Annotated in this window: 21 protein-coding genes; 14 read left to right on the forward strand and 7 right to left on the reverse strand. The window is 71.7% G+C overall.

Annotated features, from left to right (window positions below):
• The first annotated feature begins 45 nt into the window (after window positions 1-45).
• From atpA to OIB37_RS24960, 5 genes are all read left to right on the forward strand, one after another.
• Window positions 46-1,638 (forward strand): F0F1 ATP synthase subunit alpha, encoded by a 1,593-nt coding sequence (atpA, locus tag OIB37_RS24940; protein ID WP_330459828.1) that lies wholly within the window; start codon window positions 46-48, stop codon window positions 1,636-1,638.
• Window positions 1,639-1,659: 21 nt separating this feature from the next.
• Window positions 1,660-2,577 (forward strand): F0F1 ATP synthase subunit gamma, encoded by a 918-nt coding sequence (locus tag OIB37_RS24945; RefSeq protein WP_330459829.1) that lies wholly within the window; start codon window positions 1,660-1,662, stop codon window positions 2,575-2,577.
• Window positions 2,577-4,013, forward strand: coding sequence for a F0F1 ATP synthase subunit beta (gene atpD / locus OIB37_RS24950; protein ID WP_330459830.1), 1,437 nt, complete (start codon window positions 2,577-2,579; stop codon window positions 4,011-4,013). The genes OIB37_RS24945 and atpD overlap by 1 nt, the downstream gene beginning before the upstream one ends.
• A 111-nt stretch (window positions 4,014-4,124) precedes the next feature.
• Window positions 4,125-4,499 carry a F0F1 ATP synthase subunit epsilon gene (locus tag OIB37_RS24955; protein WP_330459831.1) on the forward strand — a complete coding sequence of 125 codons (375 nt, stop codon included), beginning with the start codon at window positions 4,125-4,127 and terminating at the stop codon, window positions 4,497-4,499.
• 183 nt (window positions 4,500-4,682) lie between these two features.
• Window positions 4,683-5,129 (forward strand): DUF2550 domain-containing protein, encoded by a 447-nt coding sequence (locus OIB37_RS24960; RefSeq protein WP_330459832.1) that lies wholly within the window; start codon window positions 4,683-4,685, stop codon window positions 5,127-5,129.
• 75 nt (window positions 5,130-5,204) lie between these two features.
• On the opposite strand, the gene OIB37_RS24965 is transcribed toward OIB37_RS24960, so the two are convergent.
• Window positions 5,205-7,064: a glycoside hydrolase family 18 chitinase gene (locus OIB37_RS24965; protein ID WP_330459833.1), complete on the reverse strand. Its 1,860-nt coding sequence runs from the start codon at window positions 7,062-7,064 to the stop codon at window positions 5,205-5,207.
• Window positions 7,065-7,295: 231 nt separating this feature from the next.
• On the opposite strand from OIB37_RS24965, the gene OIB37_RS24970 reads away from it, so the two are divergent.
• The 4 genes from OIB37_RS24970 to OIB37_RS24985 all read left to right on the forward strand — a co-directional run bounded on the left by OIB37_RS24970 (window position 7,296) and on the right by OIB37_RS24985 (window position 10,349).
• Window positions 7,296-8,009 (forward strand): response regulator transcription factor, encoded by a 714-nt coding sequence (locus OIB37_RS24970; protein ID WP_330459834.1) that lies wholly within the window; start codon window positions 7,296-7,298, stop codon window positions 8,007-8,009.
• Between the two features lie 140 nt (window positions 8,010-8,149).
• The gene (locus tag OIB37_RS24975; protein WP_443058283.1) at window positions 8,150-9,622 is read left to right on the forward strand and encodes a sensor histidine kinase; all 1,473 of its coding nucleotides are present in this window, start codon (window positions 8,150-8,152) and stop codon (window positions 9,620-9,622) included.
• Between the two features lie 65 nt (window positions 9,623-9,687).
• Complete coding sequence (locus OIB37_RS24980) at window positions 9,688-10,116, forward strand: hypothetical protein (protein ID WP_330459836.1); 429 nt, start codon at window positions 9,688-9,690, stop codon at window positions 10,114-10,116.
• The gene (locus tag OIB37_RS24985) at window positions 10,116-10,349 is read left to right on the forward strand and encodes a hypothetical protein (RefSeq protein WP_330459837.1); all 234 of its coding nucleotides are present in this window, start codon (window positions 10,116-10,118) and stop codon (window positions 10,347-10,349) included. Before OIB37_RS24980 ends, OIB37_RS24985 begins: the two co-directional genes overlap by 1 nt.
• A gap of 111 nt (window positions 10,350-10,460) precedes the next feature.
• Here the strand turns inward: OIB37_RS24985 and OIB37_RS24990 are convergent, their stop codons facing one another.
• Window positions 10,461-11,033, reverse strand: a complete 573-nt coding sequence (locus tag OIB37_RS24990) for a cob(I)yrinic acid a,c-diamide adenosyltransferase (RefSeq protein WP_330459838.1) — start codon at window positions 11,031-11,033, stop codon at window positions 10,461-10,463.
• A 229-nt stretch (window positions 11,034-11,262) separates the two neighbouring features.
• Between OIB37_RS24990 and OIB37_RS24995 the strand changes: the two genes are divergently transcribed.
• The 3 genes from OIB37_RS24995 (at window position 11,263) to OIB37_RS25005 (ending at window position 15,726) form a co-directional block, all read left to right on the forward strand.
• A complete protein-coding gene (locus tag OIB37_RS24995) occupies window positions 11,263-12,111 on the forward strand; it encodes a 3-hydroxyacyl-CoA dehydrogenase family protein (RefSeq protein ID WP_330459839.1) in 849 nt (282 codons plus the stop codon).
• 158 nt (window positions 12,112-12,269) lie between these two features.
• Entirely contained in the window at window positions 12,270-12,593 is a 324-nt protein-coding gene (locus OIB37_RS25000; RefSeq protein ID WP_330459840.1) for an STAS domain-containing protein, read from the forward strand.
• Window positions 12,594-13,080: 487 nt separating this feature from the next.
• Window positions 13,081-15,726, forward strand: coding sequence for an ATP-binding protein (locus OIB37_RS25005; protein WP_330459841.1), 2,646 nt, complete (start codon window positions 13,081-13,083; stop codon window positions 15,724-15,726).
• Window positions 15,727-16,356: 630 nt separating this feature from the next.
• Here the strand turns inward: OIB37_RS25005 and nucS are convergent.
• Window positions 16,357-17,028 carry an endonuclease NucS gene (nucS, locus tag OIB37_RS25010; RefSeq protein ID WP_330459842.1) on the reverse strand — a complete coding sequence of 224 codons (672 nt, stop codon included), beginning with the start codon at window positions 17,026-17,028 and terminating at the stop codon, window positions 16,357-16,359.
• Window positions 17,029-17,327: 299 nt separating this feature from the next.
• Here nucS and OIB37_RS25015 point away from each other — a divergent pair, with 299 nt between their 5' ends.
• On the forward strand, window positions 17,328-17,720 hold the full coding sequence (locus tag OIB37_RS25015) for an SCO5389 family protein (RefSeq protein WP_330459843.1): 393 nt from the start codon (window positions 17,328-17,330) through the stop codon (window positions 17,718-17,720).
• 125 nt (window positions 17,721-17,845) lie between these two features.
• Here OIB37_RS25015 and OIB37_RS25020 read toward each other — a convergent pair whose 3' ends face one another.
• Entirely contained in the window at window positions 17,846-18,874 is a 1,029-nt protein-coding gene (locus tag OIB37_RS25020) for an LLM class flavin-dependent oxidoreductase (protein WP_330459844.1), read from the reverse strand.
• A gap of 220 nt (window positions 18,875-19,094) precedes the next feature.
• Between OIB37_RS25020 and OIB37_RS25025 the strand changes: the two genes are divergently transcribed.
• Window positions 19,095-19,427, forward strand: a complete 333-nt coding sequence (locus tag OIB37_RS25025; RefSeq protein ID WP_330459845.1) for an ATP/GTP-binding protein — start codon at window positions 19,095-19,097, stop codon at window positions 19,425-19,427.
• Between the two features lie 64 nt (window positions 19,428-19,491).
• On the opposite strand, the gene OIB37_RS25030 is transcribed toward OIB37_RS25025, so the two are convergent.
• The 3 genes from OIB37_RS25030 to OIB37_RS25040 all read right to left on the reverse strand — a co-directional run bounded on the left by OIB37_RS25030 (window position 19,492) and on the right by OIB37_RS25040 (window position 23,312).
• Window positions 19,492-20,367, reverse strand: coding sequence for an ABC transporter permease (locus OIB37_RS25030; RefSeq protein ID WP_330459846.1), 876 nt, complete (start codon window positions 20,365-20,367; stop codon window positions 19,492-19,494).
• Window positions 20,364-21,728: an ABC transporter ATP-binding protein gene (locus tag OIB37_RS25035; RefSeq protein ID WP_330459847.1), complete on the reverse strand. Its 1,365-nt coding sequence runs from the start codon at window positions 21,726-21,728 to the stop codon at window positions 20,364-20,366. The genes OIB37_RS25030 and OIB37_RS25035 overlap by 4 nt, the downstream gene beginning before the upstream one ends.
• A gap of 648 nt (window positions 21,729-22,376) precedes the next feature.
• Window positions 22,377-23,312: a cellulose-binding protein gene (locus tag OIB37_RS25040; protein ID WP_330459848.1), complete on the reverse strand. Its 936-nt coding sequence runs from the start codon at window positions 23,310-23,312 to the stop codon at window positions 22,377-22,379.
• Window positions 23,313-23,320 lie beyond the last annotated feature (8 nt).

Here is a 23,320-nt window from a genome sequence, read left to right on the forward strand (position 1 = left end):
CCCAAAGTGAAACTTCGGGCCCAACAAGGAGAGCAGGGAACCCAGATGGCGGAGCTCACGATCCGGCCGGAGGAGATCCGGGACGCGCTGGAGAACTTCGTCCAGTCGTACAAGCCGGACGCGGCCTCGCGCGAGGAGGTCGGTACGGTCACCCTTGCCGGCGACGGCATCGCGAAGGTCGAGGGTCTTCCCTCGGCCATGGCCAACGAACTGCTGAAGTTCGAGGACGGCACCCTCGGCCTCGCGCTCAACCTGGAAGAGCGCGAGATCGGCGCCATCGTCCTCGGTGAGTTCAGCGGCATCGAGGAGGGTCAGCCGGTGCAGCGCACCGGTGAGGTCCTCTCGGTCGCGGTCGGCGACGGCTACCTCGGTCGCGTTGTCGACCCGCTCGGCAAGCCGATCGACGGCCTCGGCGAGGTCGAGACCGACGGCCGCCGCGCCCTCGAGCTGCAGGCCCCCACGGTCATGGAGCGCCAGTCGGTCCACGAGCCGATGGAGACGGGCTACATGGCCGTCGACGCGATGACCCCGGTCGGCCGTGGTCAGCGTCAGCTGATCATCGGTGACCGCCAGACCGGCAAGACCGCCCTGGCCGTCGACACGATCATCAACCAGCGCGACAACTGGCGCTCGGGCGACCCGAAGAAGCAGGTCCGCTGCATCTACGTCGCCATCGGCCAGAAGGGCTCCACCATCGCCGGCGTGCGCCGCGCGCTGGAGGAGAACGGTGCGCTGGAGTACACGACCATCGTCGCCGCCCCGGCGTCCGACCCGGCCGGCTTCAAGTACCTGGCGCCGTACACCGGTTCGGCCATCGGTCAGCACTGGATGTACCAGGGCAAGCACGTCCTGATCGTCTTCGACGACCTGTCGAAGCAGGCCGACGCCTACCGCGCCGTGTCCCTGCTGCTGCGCCGCCCGCCGGGCCGTGAGGCCTACCCGGGTGACGTCTTCTACCTGCACTCCCGTCTGCTGGAGCGCTGCGCCAAGCTCTCCGACGACATGGGCGCCGGCTCGATGACCGGTCTGCCGATCGTCGAGACCAAGGCCAACGACGTCTCGGCGTTCATCCCGACCAACGTCATCTCCATCACCGACGGCCAGTGCTTCCTGGAGTCGGACCTGTTCAACGCCGGTCAGCGCCCCGCGCTGAACGTCGGTATCTCCGTCTCCCGAGTCGGTGGTTCCGCGCAGCACAAGGCGATGAAGCAGGTCTCCGGTCGTCTGCGCGTGGACCTCGCCCAGTACCGCGAGCTGGAGGCGTTCGCCGCCTTCGGTTCCGACCTGGACGCCGCGTCGAAGAACCAGCTCGAGCGCGGTACCCGCATGACCGAGCTGCTCAAGCAGAACCAGTACCAGCCGATGTCCACCGAGGACCAGGTCGTCTCGATCTGGGCCGGTGGTACGGGTCGCATGGACGACGTCCCGGTCTCCGACGTCCGCCGCTTCGACAAGGAGCTCCTGGAGTTCCTGCACCGCAAGCACCAGGGTCTGATGACGTCGATCCGCGAGGGCGGCAAGATGTCGGACGACACCCTGCAGGCCATCGGTGACGCGATCGCGGAGTTCAAGAAGCAGTTCGAGACCTCCGACGGCAAGCTGCTCGGCGAGGACGCCCCGGCCGCAGCCGCCAAGTGACGTAAGGAAGGGACCTGACTCATGGGAGCCCAGCTCCGGGTCTACAAGCGTCGCATCCGATCCGTCACCGCGACCAAGAAGATCACCAAGGCGATGGAGATGATCGCCGCCTCGCGTGTCGTCAAGGCGCAGCGCAAGGTGGCGGCCTCCACGCCGTACGCGACCGAGCTCACGCGCGCGGTCATGGCGGTGGCGAACGGGTCGAACGTCAAGCACCCGCTCACCACGGAGGCGGAGAACCCGACCCGCGCCGCGGTCCTGCTCCTCACGAGCGACCGCGGTCTGGCCGGCGCCTTCAACTCCAACGCCATCAAGGCGGCGGAGCAGCTGACCGCGCGCCTCGAGCGCGAGGGCAAGCAGGTCGTCACGTACATCGTCGGCCGTCGTGGCATCGCGCACTACAAGTTCCGTGAGCGCGAGGTCGTGGAGTCCTTCACGGGATTCACCGACGAGCCGACGTACGCGGACGCCAAGAAGGTCGCGGCGCCCCTGATCAAGGCGATCGAGACGCCCGACTCGGAAGGCGGTGTGGACGAGCTCTACATGGTCTACACCGAGTTCGTCTCGATGATGACGCAGACGGCGGTCGAGACCCGACTGCTGCCGCTGAATGTCGAAGAGGTCGCGGAAGAGGCCGCCCCCAAGGGCGAGATCCTCCCGCTGTACGACTTCGAGCCTTCGGCGGAGGACGTCCTCGACGCCCTGCTGCCGCGCTACGTGGAGAGCCGCATCTACAACGCGATGCTCCAGTCGGCCGCTTCGAAGCACGCTGCCACGCGGCGAGCGATGAAGTCGGCCACCGACAACGCGGGCGAGCTGATCAACACGCTCTCCCGTCTTGCCAACGCGGCCCGCCAGGCCGAAATCACCCAGGAAATCAGCGAGATCGTCGGTGGAGCCAGCGCCCTGGCCGACGCGACCGCGGGGAGTGACCGATAATGACCACCACTGTTGAGACCGCGACGGCCACGGGCCGCGTCGCCCGGGTCATCGGCCCGGTCGTCGACGTGGAGTTCCCCGTCGACGCGATGCCGGAGATGTACAACGCGCTGCACGTCGAGGTCGCCGACCCGGCGAACGACGGCGAGAAGAAGACGCTGACCCTCGAGGTCGCCCAGCACCTGGGTGACGGCATGGTCCGCGCGATCTCGATGCAGCCCACCGACGGTCTGGTCCGCCAGTCCCCGGTGACCGACACCGGCGACGGCATCACCGTCCCGGTCGGTGACTTCACCAAGGGCAAGGTGTTCAACACCCTCGGTGAGGTGCTGAACTCCGAGGAGGAGCACACCGGCGAGCGCTGGTCGATCCACCGCAAGGCCCCGAACTTCGACGAGCTCGAGTCGAAGACCGAGATGTTCGAGACCGGCGTCAAGGTCATCGACCTGCTGACCCCGTACGTCAAGGGCGGCAAGATCGGTCTGTTCGGCGGCGCCGGCGTCGGCAAGACGGTGCTCATCCAGGAGATGATCTACCGCGTCGCCAACAACCACGACGGTGTCTCCGTGTTCGCCGGTGTCGGTGAGCGCACGCGTGAGGGCAACGACCTCATCGCGGAGATGACCGACTCGGGCGTCATCGACAAGACCGCCCTGGTCTTCGGTCAGATGGACGAGCCCCCGGGCACCCGTCTGCGCGTCGCGCTGGCCGGCCTCACCATGGCCGAGTACTTCCGTGACGTCCAGAAGCAGGACGTGCTGTTCTTCATCGACAACATCTTCCGCTTCACGCAGGCCGGTTCCGAGGTCTCCACGCTGCTCGGCCGTATGCCGTCCGCGGTGGGTTACCAGCCGAACCTGGCCGACGAGATGGGTCTCCTCCAGGAGCGCATCACGTCGACCCGCGGTCACTCGATCACCTCGATGCAGGCGATCTACGTCCCCGCGGACGACCTGACCGACCCGGCCCCGGCCACCACGTTCGCCCACCTCGACGCGACGACGGTTCTGTCCCGTCCGATCTCCGAGAAGGGCATCTACCCGGCCGTGGACCCGCTGGACTCCACGTCCCGGATCCTGGACCCGCGCTACATCGCGCAGGACCACTACGACTGTGCGATGCGCGTCAAGAACATCCTGCAGAAGTACAAGGACCTCCAGGACATCATCGCGATCCTCGGTATCGACGAGCTGGGCGAAGAGGACAAGCTCGTCGTCCACCGTGCCCGTCGTGTGGAGCGCTTCCTGTCCCAGAACACCCACGTCGCCAAGCAGTTCACCGGCGTGGACGGTTCGGACGTTCCGGTGGAGGAGACGATCCGCGCGTTCAACATGATCTGCGACGGCGACTTCGACCACTTCCCGGAGCAGGCCTTCTTCATGTGCGGTGGTATCGAGGACCTGAAGAAGAACGCGAAGGAGCTGGGCGTCTCCTGAGCCTCGCGCTCTTGAGGAGGGGGCGGGTGCGTCCCGCCCCCTCACTCACGCCCATTAGAATTGACCCCAACACCCGGCATTACCGCCGGGTGGTGACCCGAGGAGCCAACCTTGGCTGCTGAGCTGCACGTCGAGCTGGTCGCCGCCGACCGCCAGGTCTGGTCCGGCGAGGCCACCCTGGTCGTCGCGCGTACCACCTCCGGCGACATCGGCGTCATGCCCGGTCACCAGCCGCTGCTCGGTGTGCTGGAGTCGGGCCCGGTGACCATCCGTACGAGTGATGGTGCGACGGTCGTCGCCGCGGTGCACGGCGGTTTCATCTCGTTCGCCGACAACAAGCTGTCGCTGCTGGCCGAGATCGCCGAGCTTTCGGAGGAGATCGACGTCCAGCGCGTGGAGCGCGAGCTCGAGCGCGCGAAGGCGGAGGACGACGCGGAGGCGGCACTGCGCGCCGACGTCCGTCTGCGGGCGGCGTCGGCACGCTGACCGGGCGCACCTCCCAGGCCTTCGGGCGCTGGGGGAGCGCCAGGTGATGACGTCACTCAGCCGCGGCCGGCCCGGAGTAATCCGGTGCCGGTCGCGGCTGAGGCAGATGTAGGCGTTTTTCCGGTTTCATTACCTAGTACGGCATGAAGTTCCACTACCAGGGAGACGAGGAGGTCGGTGCCGATGGTCCTCGCTCTGACTGTGTGTGGAATCGTGGTCGCGCTCGTGCTGGTGGGACTGTTCCTGTTCGGCCTGCGGCGCAGGCTGATCCAGCGTTCCGGCGGCACCTTCGACTGTTCCCTGCGCTGGGACGTGACCGATCATCCGGACCCCAGCGGCAAGGGCTGGAGCTACGGCGTCGCCCGCTACAACGGTGACCGCATCGAGTGGTACCGGGTCTTCTCCTACGCCCTGCGCCCGCGCCGCACGCTGGAGCGCTCGGCCATCGAGGTGGCCGGCCGCCGGCTGCCCGAGGGCGAGGAGGAGCTGGCGCTGCTGTCCGACGCCGTGATCCTCGCCTGCACCGTCCGGGGCATGCGCCTGGAACTCGCGATGAGCGAGGACGCGCTGACCGGATTCCTCGCCTGGCTGGAGGCGGCCCCGCCCGGCCAGCGGGTGAACGTGGCGTAGCCGCGTCCACCCTCCCCCGGAAGGAGTCCGCAGGAGGGTCAACGCGGCCCGGGTCGTCAGACCCTTCGCACCTTCTTACGACAGCCCGCCGCTGATGGCGCTCACCAGCTCACCGTTGCCGGTGTCGCCGCTGAACTCCCAGAAGAACGCGCCGCCCAGGCCCTGGCTCTTGGCCCAGCTCATCTTGCCGGCGATGGTGGACGGGGTGTCGTACGACCACCAGTTGCTGCCGCAGTGGGCGTACGCCGTGCCCGCGATCGTGCCGGTGACCGGGCAGGACGTCTTGAGGACCTTGTAGTCCTCGATGCCCTGCTCGTAGGTGCCCGGTGCGGGTCCGGTCGCGGTGCCGCCGGGGGCGTCCTGAGTGACACCGGTCCAGCCGCGGCCGTACAGCCCGATGCCGATCAGCAGCTTGTTCGCGGGGACGCCCTTGGCCTTGTACTTGGCGATCGCGTCGGCGGTGGTGAAGCCGGGCGTCGGGATGCCGCTGTACGAGGTGAGCGGGGAGTGCGGGGCGGTCGGACCCTGGGCGCTGAAGGCGCCGAAGAAGTCGTACGTCATCACGTTGTACCAGTTGACGTACTGGGCCGCGCCCGCGTAGTCCGCGGCGTCGATCTTGCCGCCGTTGGTGCCGTCGGCCGTGGTGGCCGCGGTGACCAGGGCGGAGGAGCCGAACTTGGAGCGCAGCGCTGACAGCACGTTCTTCAGGGCCGCGGCTCCGCTGGTGTCACAGGACAGGCCGCAGGCGTTGGGGTACTCCCAGTCGATGTCGATGCCGTCGAACACGTCGGCCCAGCGCGGGTCCTTCACCAGGTTGTAGCAGGAGTTCGCGAAGGCGGTCGGGTTCTGCGCGGCCTGGCCGAAGCCGCCGGACCAGGTCCAGCCGCCGAAGGACCACAGGATCTTGATGTTCGGGTACTTGGCCTTCAGCTCGCGCAGCTGGTTGAAGTTGCCGCGCAGCGGCTGGTCCCAGGTGTCGGCGACGCCGCTGACGGACTGGTCGGCGGTGAACGCCTTGTCGTAGTCGGCGTAGGAGTCGCCGATCGCGCACTGGCCGTTCGTGACGTTGCCGAAGGCGTAGTTGATGTGCGTGATCTTCGCCGCCGAGCCCGACGTCACCAGGTTCTTGACGTTGTAGTTGCGGCCGTAGATGCCCCACTCGGTGAAGTAGCCGAGCTTGACCTTGTCGCCGGTGGGCGGGGGATTGGTGCCGCCGCCGGTGGTGTGCACGGCGGCCGAGCCGCTGACCGGGCCGGTCTGGTCGGCGGTGTCGCGGGCCTGCACGGTGTAGGAGTAGTCGGTGCCGGCGGTCAGGCCCGTGTCCGTGTACGAGGTCGTCGTCACGGTGGCGACCTTGGCGCCGTCGCGCAGCACGTCGTAGTTCTTGACGCCCTTGTCGTCGGTGGCGGCCGACCAGGACAGCTTCACCGAGGTGTCGGTGACGCCCGACGCGGTCGGGGTGCCGGGCGCGGAGGGCGCGGCGTCGCCGGGGACCGTGGTGCCGTCACAACTGTCGCCGTTCAGCTTGCAGTTGGAGGGGGAGCCGGTCCCGGCGCCGTTGAAGCCGAAGGAGACGGAGGCGCCCGGGGCGAGGGAGCCGTTGTAGGACTTGTTCCTGGCCGTCCAGTGGGTGCCGGAGGAGGTGACGTCCGCGTCCCAGGCGGAGGTGACCGACGTGCCGGAGGGGAAGTCCCACTCGATCGTCCACGAACTGATGGCCGTGGTACCGGTGTTCTTGACGGTCCACTTGCCCTCGAAGCCGGTGCCCCAGTCCTGGGTCTTGGCGTAGGTGGCGGTCGCTCCCCCACTCTCGGCTGCGCTCGAGCGGGGGGACCCCCATCCGGCCGGCTGGGCCGGACTCGCGAGACCGACCAGACCGGCGAGGGGGAGCAACAGGGTCGCGAACCCTGCCGCGGCTCTGTGTCTGAAGCGCATGCTGCGCCTCCCTAAGTGTGGGGATGTCACGGGCATGACTGAGCCTTCACGCCCACGGTGCGGCGAGAATAGGAAGGTCTGGACCAGCGGTCAATAGGTCTGGACCAGTTGGCCGAAGTTCGGCTGGAATTCCAACTCCCCTGCCGGTAATGGGCGTTGGAGCCGCTCCGGGCTCCTGCGGCCCGCGCCGGACCAGGGGGCCGTACCCTGACCGGGCGATGAGGAGGGTGCATGGATGACACGGCACGCCCCGGGACGGTCCTGGTCGTCGACGACGACGCGGCGATCCGCCGGTCCCTGGAGCGCGGCCTCAGGCTGAACGGCTTCACGGTGCGGACCGCCGCCGACGGGCCCGAGGCGCTCACCGCGATCGGGCAGGCGCCCCCGGACGTCCTGGTGCTCGACGTGTCGATGCCCGGCCTGAGCGGCATCCAGGTGTGCGCCCGGCTCCGCGACGAGGGCCGGGACCTGCCCGTGCTCATGCTCTCCGCGCTCGACGAGACCGCCGACCGCATCGCCGGGCTCCAGGCGGGCGGCGACGACTACCTGGTCAAGCCCTTCGCCCTCCAGGAACTGGTGCTGCGGCTGCGCGCCCTGCTGCGCCGCCGGCCCCCGGCCGCTCCCGAGGTGCTCCGGGTGGCGGGCCTGGTGATCGACCCGGCCGCCCGCACCGCCGAGCGCGACGGCAGCCCGCTGGAGCTGACCCGGCGCGAGTTCGCGCTCCTGGAGGTGCTCGCCCGCAACGCGGGACTCGTCCTGACCCGCGACCAGCTCCTGGAACGGGTGTGGGGCTACGACTTCGACGTCCGCAGCGACGCCGTCGACACCTTCGTCAGCTACCTGCGCCGCAAACTGGAGGCCGGCGGACGCGCCCGGCTCGTCCACACCGTGCGCGGCGTGGGCTTCGTGCTGAGGGAGGCGCGGGATGCGCGGGATGCGGGGTGAGGCCGGTGAGACCCGAGAGCGCGGGGAGTCCGGGGGGTCCGGTGAGTTCTGAGAGTTCAGTGAGACCCATGAGTCACGCGAGCCCCACGCCCCCTATGGGTCCCGCACAGCCCAGGAGATCCGTGCGGTCCATGCGGTCCATGAGGCTGTCCACCCGTATCGCCCTCGCCGTCGGATGTACCGTCCCGCTGCTGGTCCTGGCCTCCGGCTGGCTGCTGCTGCACCTGGTCGCCCGGGACGTGCGCGGCGCCGGTGACCAGCATCTGCGGCAGCGGGCCGCGGCCGTCGCCCCGGACGCCCGGTCCCTGCTGCGCGCCTCGGCGAACGACCGTCCCAGGGCCGCCGACACCAGGGAGCGCCGGCTGTTCGACGCCGCGCTCGACGTCGGCGTACGCGTCGTCGGACCGGACGCGACCTTCAGCGGCGGCCCCCAGCCCGGTCCCGCGGTCCGCCTGCCCGCCCCCGGATCCGCCGCCTTCGGACCGGTGACCGTCCACGACGGCGCCCGCGCCTGGCGTGCCCTGGCCCGGCCGGTCCGGGGCCGCGCCGTGACCGGCACCCTGTGGGTCTTCGTACCCGACACCGCGGGCCGCACCCAGCTCACCCTCGTCCGCCGCCGGGTGTTCCTCACGGCGCTGCTCGCGGCCCCGCTGTCCGGCCTGCTGGCCTGGGCCATGGCCACCGGCGCGAGCGCACCCCTGCGCCGCCTCACCCGCCGCGCCGCCGGCCTCGACCCGCGCACCAGCAGCGCCCGTCTCGACGGCGCGCCGACCGGGGTCACCGAGGTCGACGAACTGGCCGCCACCCTGCGGACCGTCCTCGCCCGCTACGACGAACAGGCCGCCCGCACCGCCGAGGCCCTCGACACCGCCCGCTCCTTCTCCTCCGCCGCCGCGCACGAACTGCGCACCCCGCTGATGAGCATGGGCACGAACCTCGACATCCTCGCCGCCCACCCCGACCTGCCCGAACCCGACCGCGGCGAGGTCCTGGACGACCTGCGGAGCGAACACGCCAGGCTGCTGGGCCTGCTGGTGATGCTGCGCGAACTGGGGCGCGGCGACCTGGTGGAGGCGGAGACCTTCGGCCGCGTCGACCTCTCGGAGCTGGCCGACGCGGCCGTCGCCGAGGTTCGCCGCCGCGCCCGGGACGCCGACATCACCCTGGACGCGGCACCCGGGCTCACCGTGCACGGCTGGGAGCCCGGCCTCAGGCTGCTGCTCGACAACCTGCTCGGCAACGCGCTGGCCCACGGCCGCGACACGCGAGGCCGGGCCCGGGTGCGGGTGGGCGTCCACGGCGCCGCCGACCGCGTGCTCGTCACCGTGGACGACGGCGGCCCCGGAATACCGCCCGCCGCCCGGCAGCGGATCTTCGAGCGGTTCCAGCGGGGCCCGGACAGCACCGGTTCCGGCCTCGGCCTCACCCTCGTCGCCCAGCAGGCGGCCCTGCACCGGGGGACCGTCACCGTCACCGGCGGACCGGACGGCACCGGGGCGCGCTTCGAGGTACGGCTGCCCCCGGAGCGCGGCGGGCCGCCCGGCCGGCGGGACTGGCTGATCGGCACAGCCGGGGCGAACCGGTCACAGGGTTTCCCCAAAGAAAGTCCCTAGCCTCCGACGCGACAGCCGGACGGACGGGCGACGTGCCCGTCCGCGAAGCGAACGGAGAGTCAGAGATGCAGGTACGACGACCGACGCGCACGCTCCTCGCGGCGCTCGCCGCGACCGCCGCCCTCGTGGGCACCGCGGGCGCGGCCGCCGCGGCCGACAGCACGCCGACCGCGGCCTCCTCGGCGAAGCCCGCCGCGAAGCCGAAGGGCGACGGGGCGCGGGCGCTGTGCAAGCGGGTACCGAGGATCGACCGGCGGATCGACCGGGCCCTGCGGCGGCTCGACGCGGGAGCCGGCAGGCGTGGCTCCGTGGCCCGGATCCAGCAGCGCGTCGACAACGCGAAGAAGGCGGGTCACGACGAGATCGCCACCTTCCTCCAGGACCGCCTGGACTTCCGTGTCTCGCTGCAGAAGAACCTGGAGCAGCGCCAGAAGGACCTGACCGGCGTCAAGACGTGGTGCCAGGCCAACGACGGCGGCAAGGCGGCGGGCTGATGCGGGTCCGTGGACGACGGGCGGCGCTCGCTACCGCCGCGGTGACCGCGCTCGTGGCCCTCACCACGGGCTGCGGCCACGACGGCGGCGCGGCGTCCGGCGGCGCGACCCCGTCCACCGTCGTTCCCACCGGCACCCCCTCGGGGTACGCGGAGATGGAGAAGAAGGTCGACGCGGCCGAGTCCGCGGCGGCAGCCGCCGACCGAGACGCGACGAGCGACGCGGACCGCTGACACCGACCGCTCACGCCGGCCCACTCTCGGCACACCGGCCCCGGCCCGCGAGGCCGTAGGGGTCGGGGTGGGGTGTGGCAGGCGTCGGCCGGCGTTCCTGGGCGGGACGCGTCAGCGTTCGCCGCCCGGGACCCACAGCACGTCGCCGGTCTCCTTGTTCGCGATGCGGGCCAGGATGAACAGCAGGTCCGACAGGCGGTTGAGGTAGGTCGCGGTGAGCGGGTTCATCGTCTCGCCGTGCGCCTCCAGGGCCGCCCAGGTGGAGCGTTCGGCCCGCCGGACCACCGTGCACGCCTGGTGCAGCAGGGCCGCGCCGGGCGTGCCGCCGGGCAGGATGAACGAGCGCAGCTTCTCCAGCCGCTCGTTGAAGCGGTCGCAGTCCGCCTCCAGCCTGTCGACGTAGAACTGCTCGACCCTGAGCGGCGGGTACTTGGGGTCCTCCACGACCGGCGTCGACAGGTCCGCGCCGACGTCGAACAGGTCGTTCTGGACACGGGTGAGGACCGCGGCGACCTCCTCCTCCAGCCCGCCCAGCGCGAGCGCGGTGCCGATCACCGCGTTGGCCTCGTTGGCGTCGGCGTACGCGGAGATCCGCAGATCGGTCTTGGCGACCCGGCTCATGTCGCCGAGGGCGGTGGTGCCCTTGTCGCCGGTCCTGGTGTAGATGCGCGTCAGATTGACCATGCGGCCAGCCTAGTTACGCCCCGGCCGTCCCGACCACGTCCGCGCCCTCCCGCCCTGCTCCGGGCCCCCAACTACGCGCCCCCGGAACCGAACTGACCGTCCACGACCGACGTGACGGGTGTCTCACCCCCTGAGACCGTGACACGCATTACTTACCGTCCTCAACCGGTCGGCAGAGCGCTAAGGTCCGCCGGAGGAGCAACTTAAACAGCGTGTAAGGGGAGTCGGAGTGGCACGGAAGCTCGCCGTCATCGGGGCCGGTCTCATGGGTTCCGGCATCGCTCAGGTCGCCGCGCAGGCGGGCTGGGACGTCGTTCTGCGTGACGTCACCGACGAGGCGCTCAAGCGCGGTACCGACGGCATCAAGGCGTCGTACGACAAGTTCGTCGCCAAGGGCAGGCTCGAGGCGCACGACGCCGACGCCGCCCTCGGCCGGATCACCGCGACCACCGACCTGGAGGCCGCCGCCGACGCCGACATCGTCGTCGAGGCCGTCTTCGAGAAGCTGGAGGTCAAGCACGAGATCTTCCGCGCGCTCGACAAGCTCGTGCGCCCGGACGCCGTGCTCGCCTCCAACACCTCCGCCATCCCGATCACCAAGATCGCGGCCGCCACCGAGCACCCCGAGCGGGTCGTCGGTGTGCACTTCTTCTCGCCGGTGCCGATGATGCAGCTCGTCGAGCTGGTCCGCGGCTACAAGACCAGCGACGAAACCCTCGCCACCGCGCGGGAGTTCGCCGAGTCCGTCGGCAAGACCTGCATCGTCGTCAACCGGGACGTGGCGGGGTTCGTGACCACCCGCCTCATCTCCGCCCTCGTCGTCGAGGCGACCAAGCTGTACGAGTCCGGCGTCGCCACGGCCGAGGACATCGACCTCGCCTGCAAGCTGGGCTTCGGGCACGCCATGGGACCGCTGGCCACCACGGACCTGACCGGCGTGGACATCCTGCTGCACGCCACCAGCAACATCTACACCGAGTCCCAGGACGAGAAGTTCGCGCCGCCGGAGCTGATGCGCCGGATGGTGGACGCCGGTGACATCGGCCGCAAGAGCGGGCAGGGCTTCTACACGTACTGATCCGTACACGTCCGGACAGAACCCCCCGGGGGCATCACCCCCGGGGGTGAATTCGGTATCGGTTCGCTTACAAACAGCAACCGCTCTGCCACTCACACAGTCAGACGTTGCACAGCACCGTCACGGAGAACGCCACTCGCAGGCAACGGGGAGCGCATATGCACATCAGGGGCGACCACGCCGAGCTGGTCGTCGGGGGCCGCCTCGACGTCCGCAGCGCGGCGGACGCCCGTACGGCCCTGCACGCGGCACTCGACCGCGGCGTCGACGACCTCGTGCTCGACCTGTCCGAGCTGGACTCCTGGGACGCCACCGGGCTCGGCGTGATCATGGGTGCCCACCGGCGGGCCGGCCGCTGCGGACGCCGCCTCGTGCTGCGCTGTGTCCCGCCCCAGATGCAGCGCCTGCTGGTCGCCACCCGGCTGCACCGCATCCTCGCCATCGAGGGCGGCATCGGGGTCGAGTCACTGCCGAGGGTGTGACCACCCGGGCGTAGGGGGTGTCGTTTGGATCAGGTCGGGTCCGCGACGCCCGGCACGGCACCTCGCCGCGTTGTCGGATCGGCCGAGTACGTCCGGTACGCGGCAGATCCTCCGCCTTGCGAGGCACCGCACCGGACGCCGCGGCCTGATCCGACCTGATCCAAACGACACCCCCCAGGCCCCGCCGGCCCACGCGGAGCGCGCGTGCGGCAAAGCGGCCACCGGGGGCGAACCGGGCCTCGCGGGAACAGTGGGACCAGGACGCAGCCGTCGAATCGCGCGGCGGGGGCAATCCTCACCGGACCGTGACGTCTCGGACCGCGTGGCACCCCGCCCTGTCATGGATACTGTGCGAAGGTTTAGGGTTCGGTCGCCCGCTGCCTCGCAACCCTCGAGCGGGCCCGGACCAGAAGCGACAGCGCACGTGTGCAGCAGGCCGGGAGGGGCCGATACAGGGCACACGACGCTTTTGGGGGGCTTTGAACCTATGGACCCGATCATGCCGGGACCCGAGGAGCACGACCAGGCGCCGAGCCGCCGCCCGCCCCGGGAATCCCTCACCTCCGACTTCGGCCAGAGCATTCCGGCGCCCGTTCGCACGGCCCGGCTCGTCTCCGGCGACCTCCTGCTGACGGTCAACCCCGTCGACGGCAGCGAGATCGAACTCTGCCCGCCGGCCGCACGGCCCGGTTCGCCGCGCAGGCGCACCGCCGACGAGCGCGCCGAGATCGAACGGGCCGCCCGGCCCGCCGCACCGGCCGGTCCGGCCGAGCCCGCGCTTCCCCTCCTGGAACGCCAGGACGATCGCGAGCGCCTGGTCCGGCTGCTGGCCCGCGGCCGTTCCGTACGCCTCACCGGCCCCGGCGGCTCCGGCCGCACCTCCCTGCTCGACCTCGTCGCCGACGACTGCCTGGACCTCGCCCCCGACGGTGTGGTCCGCCTCACCGGCTTCCGCCGCACGGCCGCCGACCTCCTGCGCGACCTCTTCCACGCCGTCTACGACGCCCCGGACTTCCGGCCGGAGCAGGAGCAGCTGCTCGAACTCGTCCGGACGGTCGGCGCGGTCGTCGTCGTGGACGACATCGAGCTCGGCGGCGCCGCCCTCGACGAACTGCTCGACGCCACCCCCGAGTGCGCGTTCCTGCTCGGCGCCACCCCTGACGTGCCCGCCCTCGCCGCCGGCTCCGAGGTCGAGGAGGTCTTCCTCGGCGGCCTGGACCGCGCGGCCGGCGTGGAGATCCTGGAGCGGGCCATCGGCCGCGTCCTCACCGAGGAGGAGTCCAACTGGGCCGGCGACCTGTGGTTCGAGTCCGAGGGCCTGCCACTGCGGTTCGTCCAGGCGGGCGCCCTGCTCCGGCAGCGCGACCAACTGCGCGTCAGCGCGGGGGCGGTCGACGAGTACGGCGTCTTCGAGGACGTACGGCCCGCGGCCGACCCGGCGTTCGACGCGGCTTTCGAGTCGCCCTTCGACGCCGACGAGCGCGAGGAGGTTCCGCTGCCCTCCCTCGGTGAGGCCGCCGGACCCGCCCCGCTGCTCGCCGCCCGGCTCAGCTCCTCCGCGCGCGACACGCTGCGGTTCGCCGTCGCGCTCGGCGGCGAGGTGCCGCACCAGGCGCACCTGCCCGCGCTGGTCGGCGACACCCACGCGGACGCGGCGCTCGGCGAACTCGCGAACTGCGGACTGGTCTCCCCGGTCGGCGCCCGCTACCGTCTCGCGGCCGGCGTGCCGGCCCAGCTGGAGGCCGCCGGGTACGACAGCGACCGCGCCGAGCGGGCCCTCGCCGCCGCCCAGCACTACACCTGGTGGGCCGGTCATCCCTCCGTCACCCCGGAACGGGTGTGCGCCGAGGCCGACGCCGTACTGGCCGCGCTCGCGGTGGTGGTGCCGGACACGACGCCGCCCGCCGAGGACGAGGAGGCCCCCGCCGTACAGCTCGCCCGCACGGCGGCGCCCGCTTTCGCCGCGGGGCTGCAGTGGGGTGCCTGGGAGCGTGCGCTGAGGTCCGGCGCGGAGGCCTCCCGGCTCTCCGGCGAGGTGTCGGAACAGGCCTACTTCCACCACGAGTTGGGCATCCTCGCGCTCTGCGGCGGACAGCTCGACCGGGCCCGTGCCGAACTGGAGACCTCAGGCGGGCTGCGGGGCGCGCTCGCCGACAAGCGGGGTACCGTCGCCGGCCGGCGCGCGCTGGCCCTGGTCGCGGACCGCTCGGGCGACGTGCCCGGGGCGGTGGCGATGGCGGCGCTGGCCGCCCTGGCCGCCGAGGAGGTGCCGGAGGTGCGGCACGAGGAGTCGGCGTCGCCGCCGCGCGGCGTCCCGGCCTCCTACGGACCGATGTACGGTGTCGCCGACGTCACCCTGGTCTCGCCCCAGCCCCCGGCCGCCACGGCGCGCGGCGGCATCGGGCGCGTGGCCCGCCGCAACCTCGTCGCGGTCGGCTCCGGGGCCCTCCTCGCCGCCGTGCTCGGCACGGTCGTCACGCTCGGCATGACGTCCAACGAGAACGCCGACAAGAACCCCGCGGGCAACGTCGAGGTCGACCCGTCCGCGACCCAGGGGCTCGGCGACGGCAGCCTGGGCGCCGCTCCCAAGCGGGACGACGGCCGCTCCGGCGACACCGGCAAGGCCACCAGCCGCCCGACCAACCCCGGCCCGGACGGCACCTACGGCACGGCGGACGACCCGACGCCGTCCGACAGCTCCGAGCCGTCTGAGACCGGCACGGCGTCCGACCCCGGCAAGCCCTCGGACTCGGCGTCCAAGTCCACCAAGCCCACCAAGCCGTCCGGTTCGTCCAGCTCCACGGGCGGCGGTACGACCGGCGGGACCACCGGTGGCACCACGGGCGGCACCACCAGTGGCACGACGGGCGGTACGACGACCGGCGGAGCGGGTGGCACGACCACCGGCGGCACGGGCGGCCCCACCGGAGGCACGACCGACGGCGGCGCGGGCAGCACGACCGGCGACCCGACGGGCGGTACGACGGACGGCGGCACGGGCACGACGACCGACGGAGGCACGACGACCACCGGGACCGACGGCGGTACCTCCTCGCCGAGCTCCAGCAACTCCGCGACGGCCTCGCAGACCCCGGCGAGCGCGTCACCGAGCGACACCGGTGGGGTGATCTAGGGTCCGCCTCCCGGACCCCTCCCGGATCAGGCCGGCTTCGGTCTGCCGAGCTTTCCGGCTGGCGCGAGCGGGGTCCGGTGCGCGCGGCCGCATGGCGGGAGGGCGCCCGCACGGGCCGGGTGTACGCGGGTGAGCCCGAGAGCACGGCCGGGGGTAGCCCTGGCTCGCGGAGCCAGGGCGAGTACGTGCCAGCCGGGCGGGACGGGACTTCACGGACGCGGCTTCAGGGGCGCCGGGGCGGTGTTCCGGCGGCGGCGCGGTGATCCGGCCGACCGCCGGGCGCGGCGGCCGGGCCGGGCGGCCGGGGCGCGGCTCGCGGTGGTGCGGGGCCGGGGGCCGGGGGACGGGCGGACTTCGACTTGCCGCCGCCATGGTGTTCTGTCATGGCGTTCCGCCACGGCGTTGTCCGGCGGTGGCCGTCCGGCCTCGACGGGCTCAAGCCCGCCGGTTCCTGCCGCGGCCGCCGGGCGCCTTCGTGGCGGACGAGGGAGCCGGTGGCGGAGGGGCGGAGCCCGGCGCGGCAGCGGCGCCCACGGCCGGGGTGTGGCGCACCGGACTCCGGCCATGGGTGTGGGCCACCGGAACCCGGCCGGGGTGCGGTTCACCCCGGGCCGGGACGGCGGGACCCGGTCAGAACAGGCGGAGCTTGTCGTCCTCGATGCCGCGCAGGGCGTTGTAGTCGAGGATCTGGCAGTTGATGCCGCGGTCGGTGGCGAGGACCCGGGCCTGGGGCTTGATCTCCTGGGCGGCGAAGATGCCGCGGACCGGGGCGAGGTGGGGGTCGCGGTTCAGCAGTTCGAGGTAGCGGGTGAGCTGCTCGACGCCGTCGATCTCACCGCGCCGCTTGATCTCGATCGCGACGGTCCGGCCCTCGGCGTCCCGGCAGAGGATGTCGACGGGGCCGATCGCGGTCATGTACTCGCGACGGATCAGGGTGTAGCCCTCGCCGACGGTCTCGATGCGGTCGGCGAGCAGCTCCTGGAGGTGTGCTTCCACGCCGTCCTTGATCAGGCCGGGGTCCACGCCGAGTTCGTGCGAGGAATCGTGGAGGATCTCCTCCATCGTGATGATCAGTTTTTCGCCCGCCTTGTTGATGACGGTCCAGACCCCCGCCTCGTCGCCGGCACCCTCCTTCAGTGTGCAGGGCGGCGACATCCAGTTCAGGGGCTTGTAGGCCCGGTCGTCCGCGTGGATGGAGACGCTGCCGTCCGCCTTGACCAGGATCAGGCGGGGCGCCGAGGGCAGGTGGGCGGTGAGCCGGCCGGCGTAGTCGACCGAGCATCGGGCAATGACGAGACGCATGGTCGGCAACGCTACTCGACGCACACTGGTGCACGCGATTCGCCCGCCCTTCTCCGCCCCTCACCCGGCACCGGAGCACAGTGGGCCACCCCATTTATCCCTGGAAACTCTTGTTCATCCCTGGCCGATTGTGGGCGCAATGGGACCGTTCCATATACGCATTCTGCTGGTGTGGTCACCGACGGTTGCCTACCGTAGAGAACGGGAGGTCGCCGCAGGTGTACTGAGCGTGTTCGATACCGCGAACTCCCCCATCTGTCCGGCAACCCCTGCTCTTCGGGGGTGCGAGAGGAGAACCCATGTCGCTCGACGTCTCACCGGCCCTACTCGAACAGGCCGAGCGAGGCGAGGTCGACGAAGCAGAATTCGTCGACTGCGTCCGGACCTCCCTGCCTTACGCGTGGGAGATGATCAGCTCCCTGGTGGCCCAGCTGAAGGTGGACGGCGGCCCCTTCGCCGACAACCAGACGCCCCCGCCGGACGAGCAGGCACGCGGCCAGCTGCTGCGCGCGCTCGCCAGTGACGCCATACGCGGCGCGCTGCAGCGCCACTTCGGTGTGCGGCTGGCCTTCCAGAACTGCCACCGGGTGGCCGTGTTCCCGCTGGACACCGCGGTGGACGAGAAACTGGCCCGCTTCACCTCGGTGCGCAGCCAGGTGCTGAACCAGTCGCCGGAGTTCCGGGACTGCTGACCGCGCCCCGGAAAGGCTGACCCGGTGAGCCACCGGCTTGCCGCTCCACTCGCGGGAGGTGCATTCAGTACTGGGGCGGCAAGCCCCCCGGCAGCGTTGCCGGCGCCGGCACGGCCGGCGGCCGGTCAGCGCAGCTGGGGCAGTACCTCGGCGCCCAGGCGCCGCAGGTTCTCCTCCGTCGCGGCGAGGTCGCCCGAGCCCTCGGTCAGCAGGGCGAAGCGGGTGATGCCGGTGCGCTCCGAGGTGGCCGCGAGCCGGTCGGCGGCGATCCGCGCGGTGCCCACCGGGTGCAGCCCGCAGAGCAGCTCGGTGTAGGCGAGCGGATCACGCATCGAGCGGACCCGGCCGTCGACCGTCACATGGGCCTCGAGGCCCTGTTTCAGCCAGCCCGGCATCGCCTTCAGCAGGGTCTCCGCCGCGTCGGTGCGCCGGTCCGCGAGCTGGCACACGCCGGCCGAGACGTGCGCCGCGTCCGCGATCTCCTCGTCCGGCCGGCCCGCGGCCCGGGCGCAGCGCCGCCACAGGGCGACCATGTCGGCCTTCTCCTCGTCCCCGACGTGCATGCCGAGCAGCATCGGCAGCCCGCGCTCGGCGGCCAGCCGGACGCTCCCCGGCGAGGTGCAGGCGACGACGACCTCCGGCCCCGGCGTCTCGCCCAGCGCCTCCGAGGGACGCGGTACGACGGGCACCTCGCGGAACCGGTACCGCTCGCCCGAGGCCGCTACGGACGGCTCCCGCAGCCAGCGGACCAGCAGATCGAGTGATTCCGGGAAGCCGCGCTCGTAGGCCTGGAGCCCGGCGCCGAACACCTCCAGGTCCACCCACGGGCCACCGCGCCCCACGCCGAGCGTGAACCGTCCGCCGCTCGTCACATGCAGCAGCGCGGCCTGCTCGCCGAGGGCGACCGGGTGGGCGGTGGGCAGTACGCTGACCGCAGTGCCGACCCGGACGCGGCGCGTGCGGCCGAGCACCAGGGCGGCCAGGGTGATCGCGGACGGGCATGTGCCGTACGGCACGAAGTGGTGCTCGGCCAGCCAGACCGCGTCCAGCCCGGCCTCCTCGGCGACCTCGGCGGAACGGACCGCCCGGTGCAGGGCCTCCCCGGGTCCCTGGCCCGGGAACTGGGCCGCCAGCACAAAACTGCCTACGTGCATTGCTTTTCCTGCTTCCTCGGCTCCGACCGGAGCTCCCCCACCGGGCATAACCCTCCGACATGTGCTCAGGACACGGCCTGGCGGGGAGATTTGCCGATTGTCTGAGAACCGGTCGCCCTGGAAGGGGACTTGTACGGGTTGATGACCTACGCGTACCCCCGAGCGCGGCGCGTAGGCTGGATGCGGTCCGTGCTTCCTGTATAGCCCCGAGAGGTGTCCCGTGTCCCCGCGTCGAAACCGACCGAAGGCAGCCGACTCGTCAGGCCGGAGTGCCGAGGAGGACCGGACCGGACGGTACGGCGGCTGGCAGTCCACGGAGGACTGGCAGGGCGACGAGTGGAGCGTGCGCCATGTCGCCGGGGCGAGCGCGCAGGGCAAGACCTACCGCTGCCCGGGATGCAACCAGATGATCCCCTCCGGGGTCCCGCACGTGGTGGCGTGGCCGGAGCACGCGGGCGTGGACGACCGCCGGCACTGGCACAAGGCGTGCTGGAACGCGCGGGACCGCCGCACCACGCGGGTGCAGCGGTCCCGTAACGCGCCGAGGTTCTGAGCGGCCGACGCGGCCCGCGTGGCCGTACGGCCGGCACGGTCTCCCGGCCGGCCGAGGTCTACGGTCAGACGTCCCTGTTGCGCAGCAGCGCGTAGGCGCCGCCGTACACCGCGGCCGTCACGCCCAGGATGATCCACAGCGGGTCCCAGCCGGTCGGGCCGGAGTCGCTCAGCGAACTGTCGTAGAAGACGCTCATCTGGCTCGGGATCGAGTACTCGAGCAGCGCCGTCTGGACGTCGTGCAGCGACGTCGCGTTCATGAACAGCGCGAGCACCAGTGGGGCGAGCACCGCGCCGATCATGATGGTGATGGCGCCCGCCGAGTGCCGGATGATCGAGCCGAGCAGCAGCGAGAGCAGTCCCAGCAGCGCGATGTAGAGGCTGATGCCGACCGTGGACTTCAGCCATTCCCCGCCGGACGGCGCGAGCGCCTGGTCCCCCAGCATGGACGTCTGCAGCAGCGCCACGAAGGACACGGTGGCCAGCGTCACCACGAAGGCGAGCGAGAAGAACACGATCGCCTTGGCCGCCAGCACGCGGCCCCGGCTCGGGCAGGCGGTCATCGTCGTACGGATCATGCCGGTGCCGTACTCGGACGCCGTGGTCAGCACGCCGAGCGTGATGACGCACATCATGCCGATCAGCAGGCCGAAGAGGCCGAGGGCGAGTGTGTTCCCGCCGCTCATCTCACCGCCCTGGCTCCTGACCAGGGCGGCGGCCATCAGGCCGATGCCGACCACGAGCACGACGAACACGCCGAGCGTCCACATCGTCGAACGCACCGACCTGATCTTCGTCCACTCGGACGCCAGCGCGTGCCCGAGGTGGGTGCGCACGACCGGGATCGGCGAGTTGTAACCGGGGTACGACCCGCTTGGCGCCGTCTGCCAGTCGGGCGCGGACGCGGAGGCCTGCGGCATCGGGGGCTGATGGGTGCTCATCGGGCGTCCTCGGGCTGGGTCGGGGTGGGGGTGCCTCCCTGCTCGAGCGGAGCCGAGAGCTTGGGGGAAGGGGCGGCGGCGGGCATCGCGGCGGGCGGGGCCGGTGCGGCCACCGGAGGCTGCGCGGGAGCCGCGGGAGCGGTCACCGGAGGCCGGGCGGGAGCCGCGGGCGCGGCCTGCGGGGCCTGTGCGACGGGCACCGCGTACGGGTTCGGGGCGGGGGCGCCCGGAGCGGCGTACGGGTTCGGGGCCCCCGCGCCGGGAGCACCGTAGCCACCGCCCGCCGGCGCGCCGCCGTACGGGTTCTGGCCCTGCGGCGCGAACGGCTGTCCGCCGTGCTGGGGCGGCGGCGGGGCGTACCAGCCCGGCTGGCCCTGGCCGGGGACCGGCATGGGCGGCTGGGCGCCGGGCGGCAGCGGCTGCTGGAGCCCGGCCTTCTGGTCGATGGTCGAGCGGTAGTCGACGGCGCCCTGCGTCATCCGCATGTACGCCTCCTCCAGCGAGGCCTGGTGCGGCGACAGCTCCCACAGCCGTACGTCCGACTCGTGCGCGAGGTCGCTGATGCGGGGCAGCGCCAGCCCGGTCACGCGCAGCGCGCCGTCCTGCTCCGGCAGGACGTGGCCGCCCGCCTCGGTGAGCGCGGAGGTCAGCTTCTCGCGCAGCTGCGGCTCGGTGTCGGGGGTGCGCACGCGCGCGAAGTCGGCGGAGTTGGCGGAGATGAAGTCCTTCACGCTCATGTCGGCGAGCAGCTGTCCGCGCCCGATGACGATGAGGTGGTCGGCGGTCAGCGCCATCTCGCTCATCAGGTGCGAGGAGACGAAGACCGTACGGCCCTCGGCGGCCAGGGCCTTCATCAGGTTGCGGACCCAGAGGATGCCCTCGGGGTCGAGGCCGTTGACCGGCTCGTCGAAGAGCAGTACCTGAGGGTCGCCGAGCAGTGCCGCGGCGATGCCGAGGCGCTGGCCCATGCCGAGGGAGAAGCCCTTGGAGCGCTTTCCCGCCACTTCCTGGAGGCCGACGACCCCGAGCACCTCGTCCACGCGCCGGGCCGGGATGCCCGAGAGCTGGGCGAGGCTGAGCAGATGGCTGCGGGCGGACCGGCCGCCGTGCACGGCCTTGGCATCGAGCAGCGCGCCGACCTGGCGGGGGGCGTTGGGCAGCTTGCGGTACGGGTATCCGCCGATGGTCACCGTGCCGGCGGTGGGGTTGTCGAGCCCGAGGATCATCCGCATGGTGGTCGACTTGCCGGAGCCGTTGGGTCCGAGGAATCCGGTCACGGCACCGGGTCGCACCTGGAAGGAAAGGTCGTACACGGCGGTCTTGTCGCCGTACCGCTTGGTCAGGCCTGCAGCCTCGATCATGCTCCGCACCCATCGAAAGGTTCAGGACAGCGGGGCACACGCCCCCGTAAGGGTTAGGAGGATATCGGGGCGCTGACGGTTCCGCCCAAGAGAATGTAAAGCCAGGGGTTCACCGAACGTGGTGGACGGGGCGGGGTGTGTCCCGGCGACGGGGGCATGCCGCACCCCTGCCACGGCACCGTTGCGAGCGGTTGAGCTCCAGCCCTCTTGATCGGCGGGGCGGCGCCGGGGGGTGCCGCGGCGCACAACGGGGGTGGGGACACGGTGGTCGAGGACGCGAGACCGGGCACGGTGGGGGAGAGCGGGAGCACGCGCACCGGGCCGGGGCTGCGGTGGCCGGGGCTCGCGATCCTGGCGGCGGGGGCCGCGTGCGGGCTGTGGACCCTGGACACCACCGACGGCTCCCGCATCGGCGAGGACGACGGAGTCTCGGTGCGCACGGACCGGTTCGCCCAGGCCGTCCAACTGCTGCGCGCCGACGGCACCTGGGTCGTCGTGAGCGCCGACGGAACCGACGCACCGCCCCTGCCCGGGCTGCGCCGAGCCCCCGCGGGCGGCGCCGGACGCGCCCGGGACGGCACGCACGCGAAAGGGGCGGCGGGATCACCTCCCACCGCCCCTTTCGGCGTTACCTCGCCGGTGCGGGTGTCACCGGGTCTGCTGCGCCGGAACGCCCCGGGAGATCGGCTCGTCCTCGACCGGCGCGCCGGCGGCGGCCACCGCGGCACCCGTGAGCGTGGCGAGCATCTCGCGGACGTTCGTCAGCTGAGCGTTGATGCTGTCGCGACGGTTGGTCAGGGCGGCCAGCTCGCGCTCGGATTCCGAACGGATACGGTCGGCCTTGGCGTTCGCGTCGGCCACGATGTCCTCGGCCTGACGCTGAGCCGTCTCCACCGTCTGACGGGCACGGCGCTCGGCGTCGGTGCGCAGCTTCTCCGCCTCCAGGCGGAGCTGCTCGGCGCGGTGCTCGATCTCGGCCAGGCGCTTCTCGGCCTTCTGCTGACGGGAGGCCAGGTCGCGCTCGGACTGGTCGCGGCGCTTGGCCAGGTTCGTCTCGAAGTCCGCGGCGGCCTGAGCGGCCTTGGCGCGGGTCTCCTCGAAGAGGGCGTCCGCCTCCTCACGCTTGGACTGGGCGTCCTTCTGGGCCTCGGAACGCAGCTGAGAGGCGTCGCTCTTCGCCTTCTCGACGATCCGGACGCCCTCGTCCTCGGCCTTGGCCTTGCGCTCCGAGGCGAAGGACTCGGCGTCGTTACGGACCTGCTGAGCCGCGGACTCGGCGAGCTCGCGGTGCTGCTCGGCCGCGCGCCGCGCCTCCTCACGCAGGTCCTTCGCCTCTTCCTCGGCGAGGCGCAGGATCTTCTCGACCCGCGCACCGAGACCGGCGTACGACGGTTCCGCGTCGGTGACCTGGGCCTGGGCGTTCTGCGTCTCGAGGTGGAGCTCTTCGATGCGCTTTTCCAGAGCGGTGATGCGGGCGAGAGCGCTGTCACGGTCGGAGACGAGCTTCGAGATCCGTTCGTCCACCTGAGCGCGGTCGTACCCACGCCGCACAAGCTCGAAGCCGTAGGGGGAAGTGTCGCTCATGGGGTTCC

Source organism: Streptomyces sp. NBC_00820 (assembly GCF_036347055.1).
Taxonomy (GTDB): Bacteria; Actinomycetota; Actinomycetes; order Streptomycetales; family Streptomycetaceae; genus Streptomyces.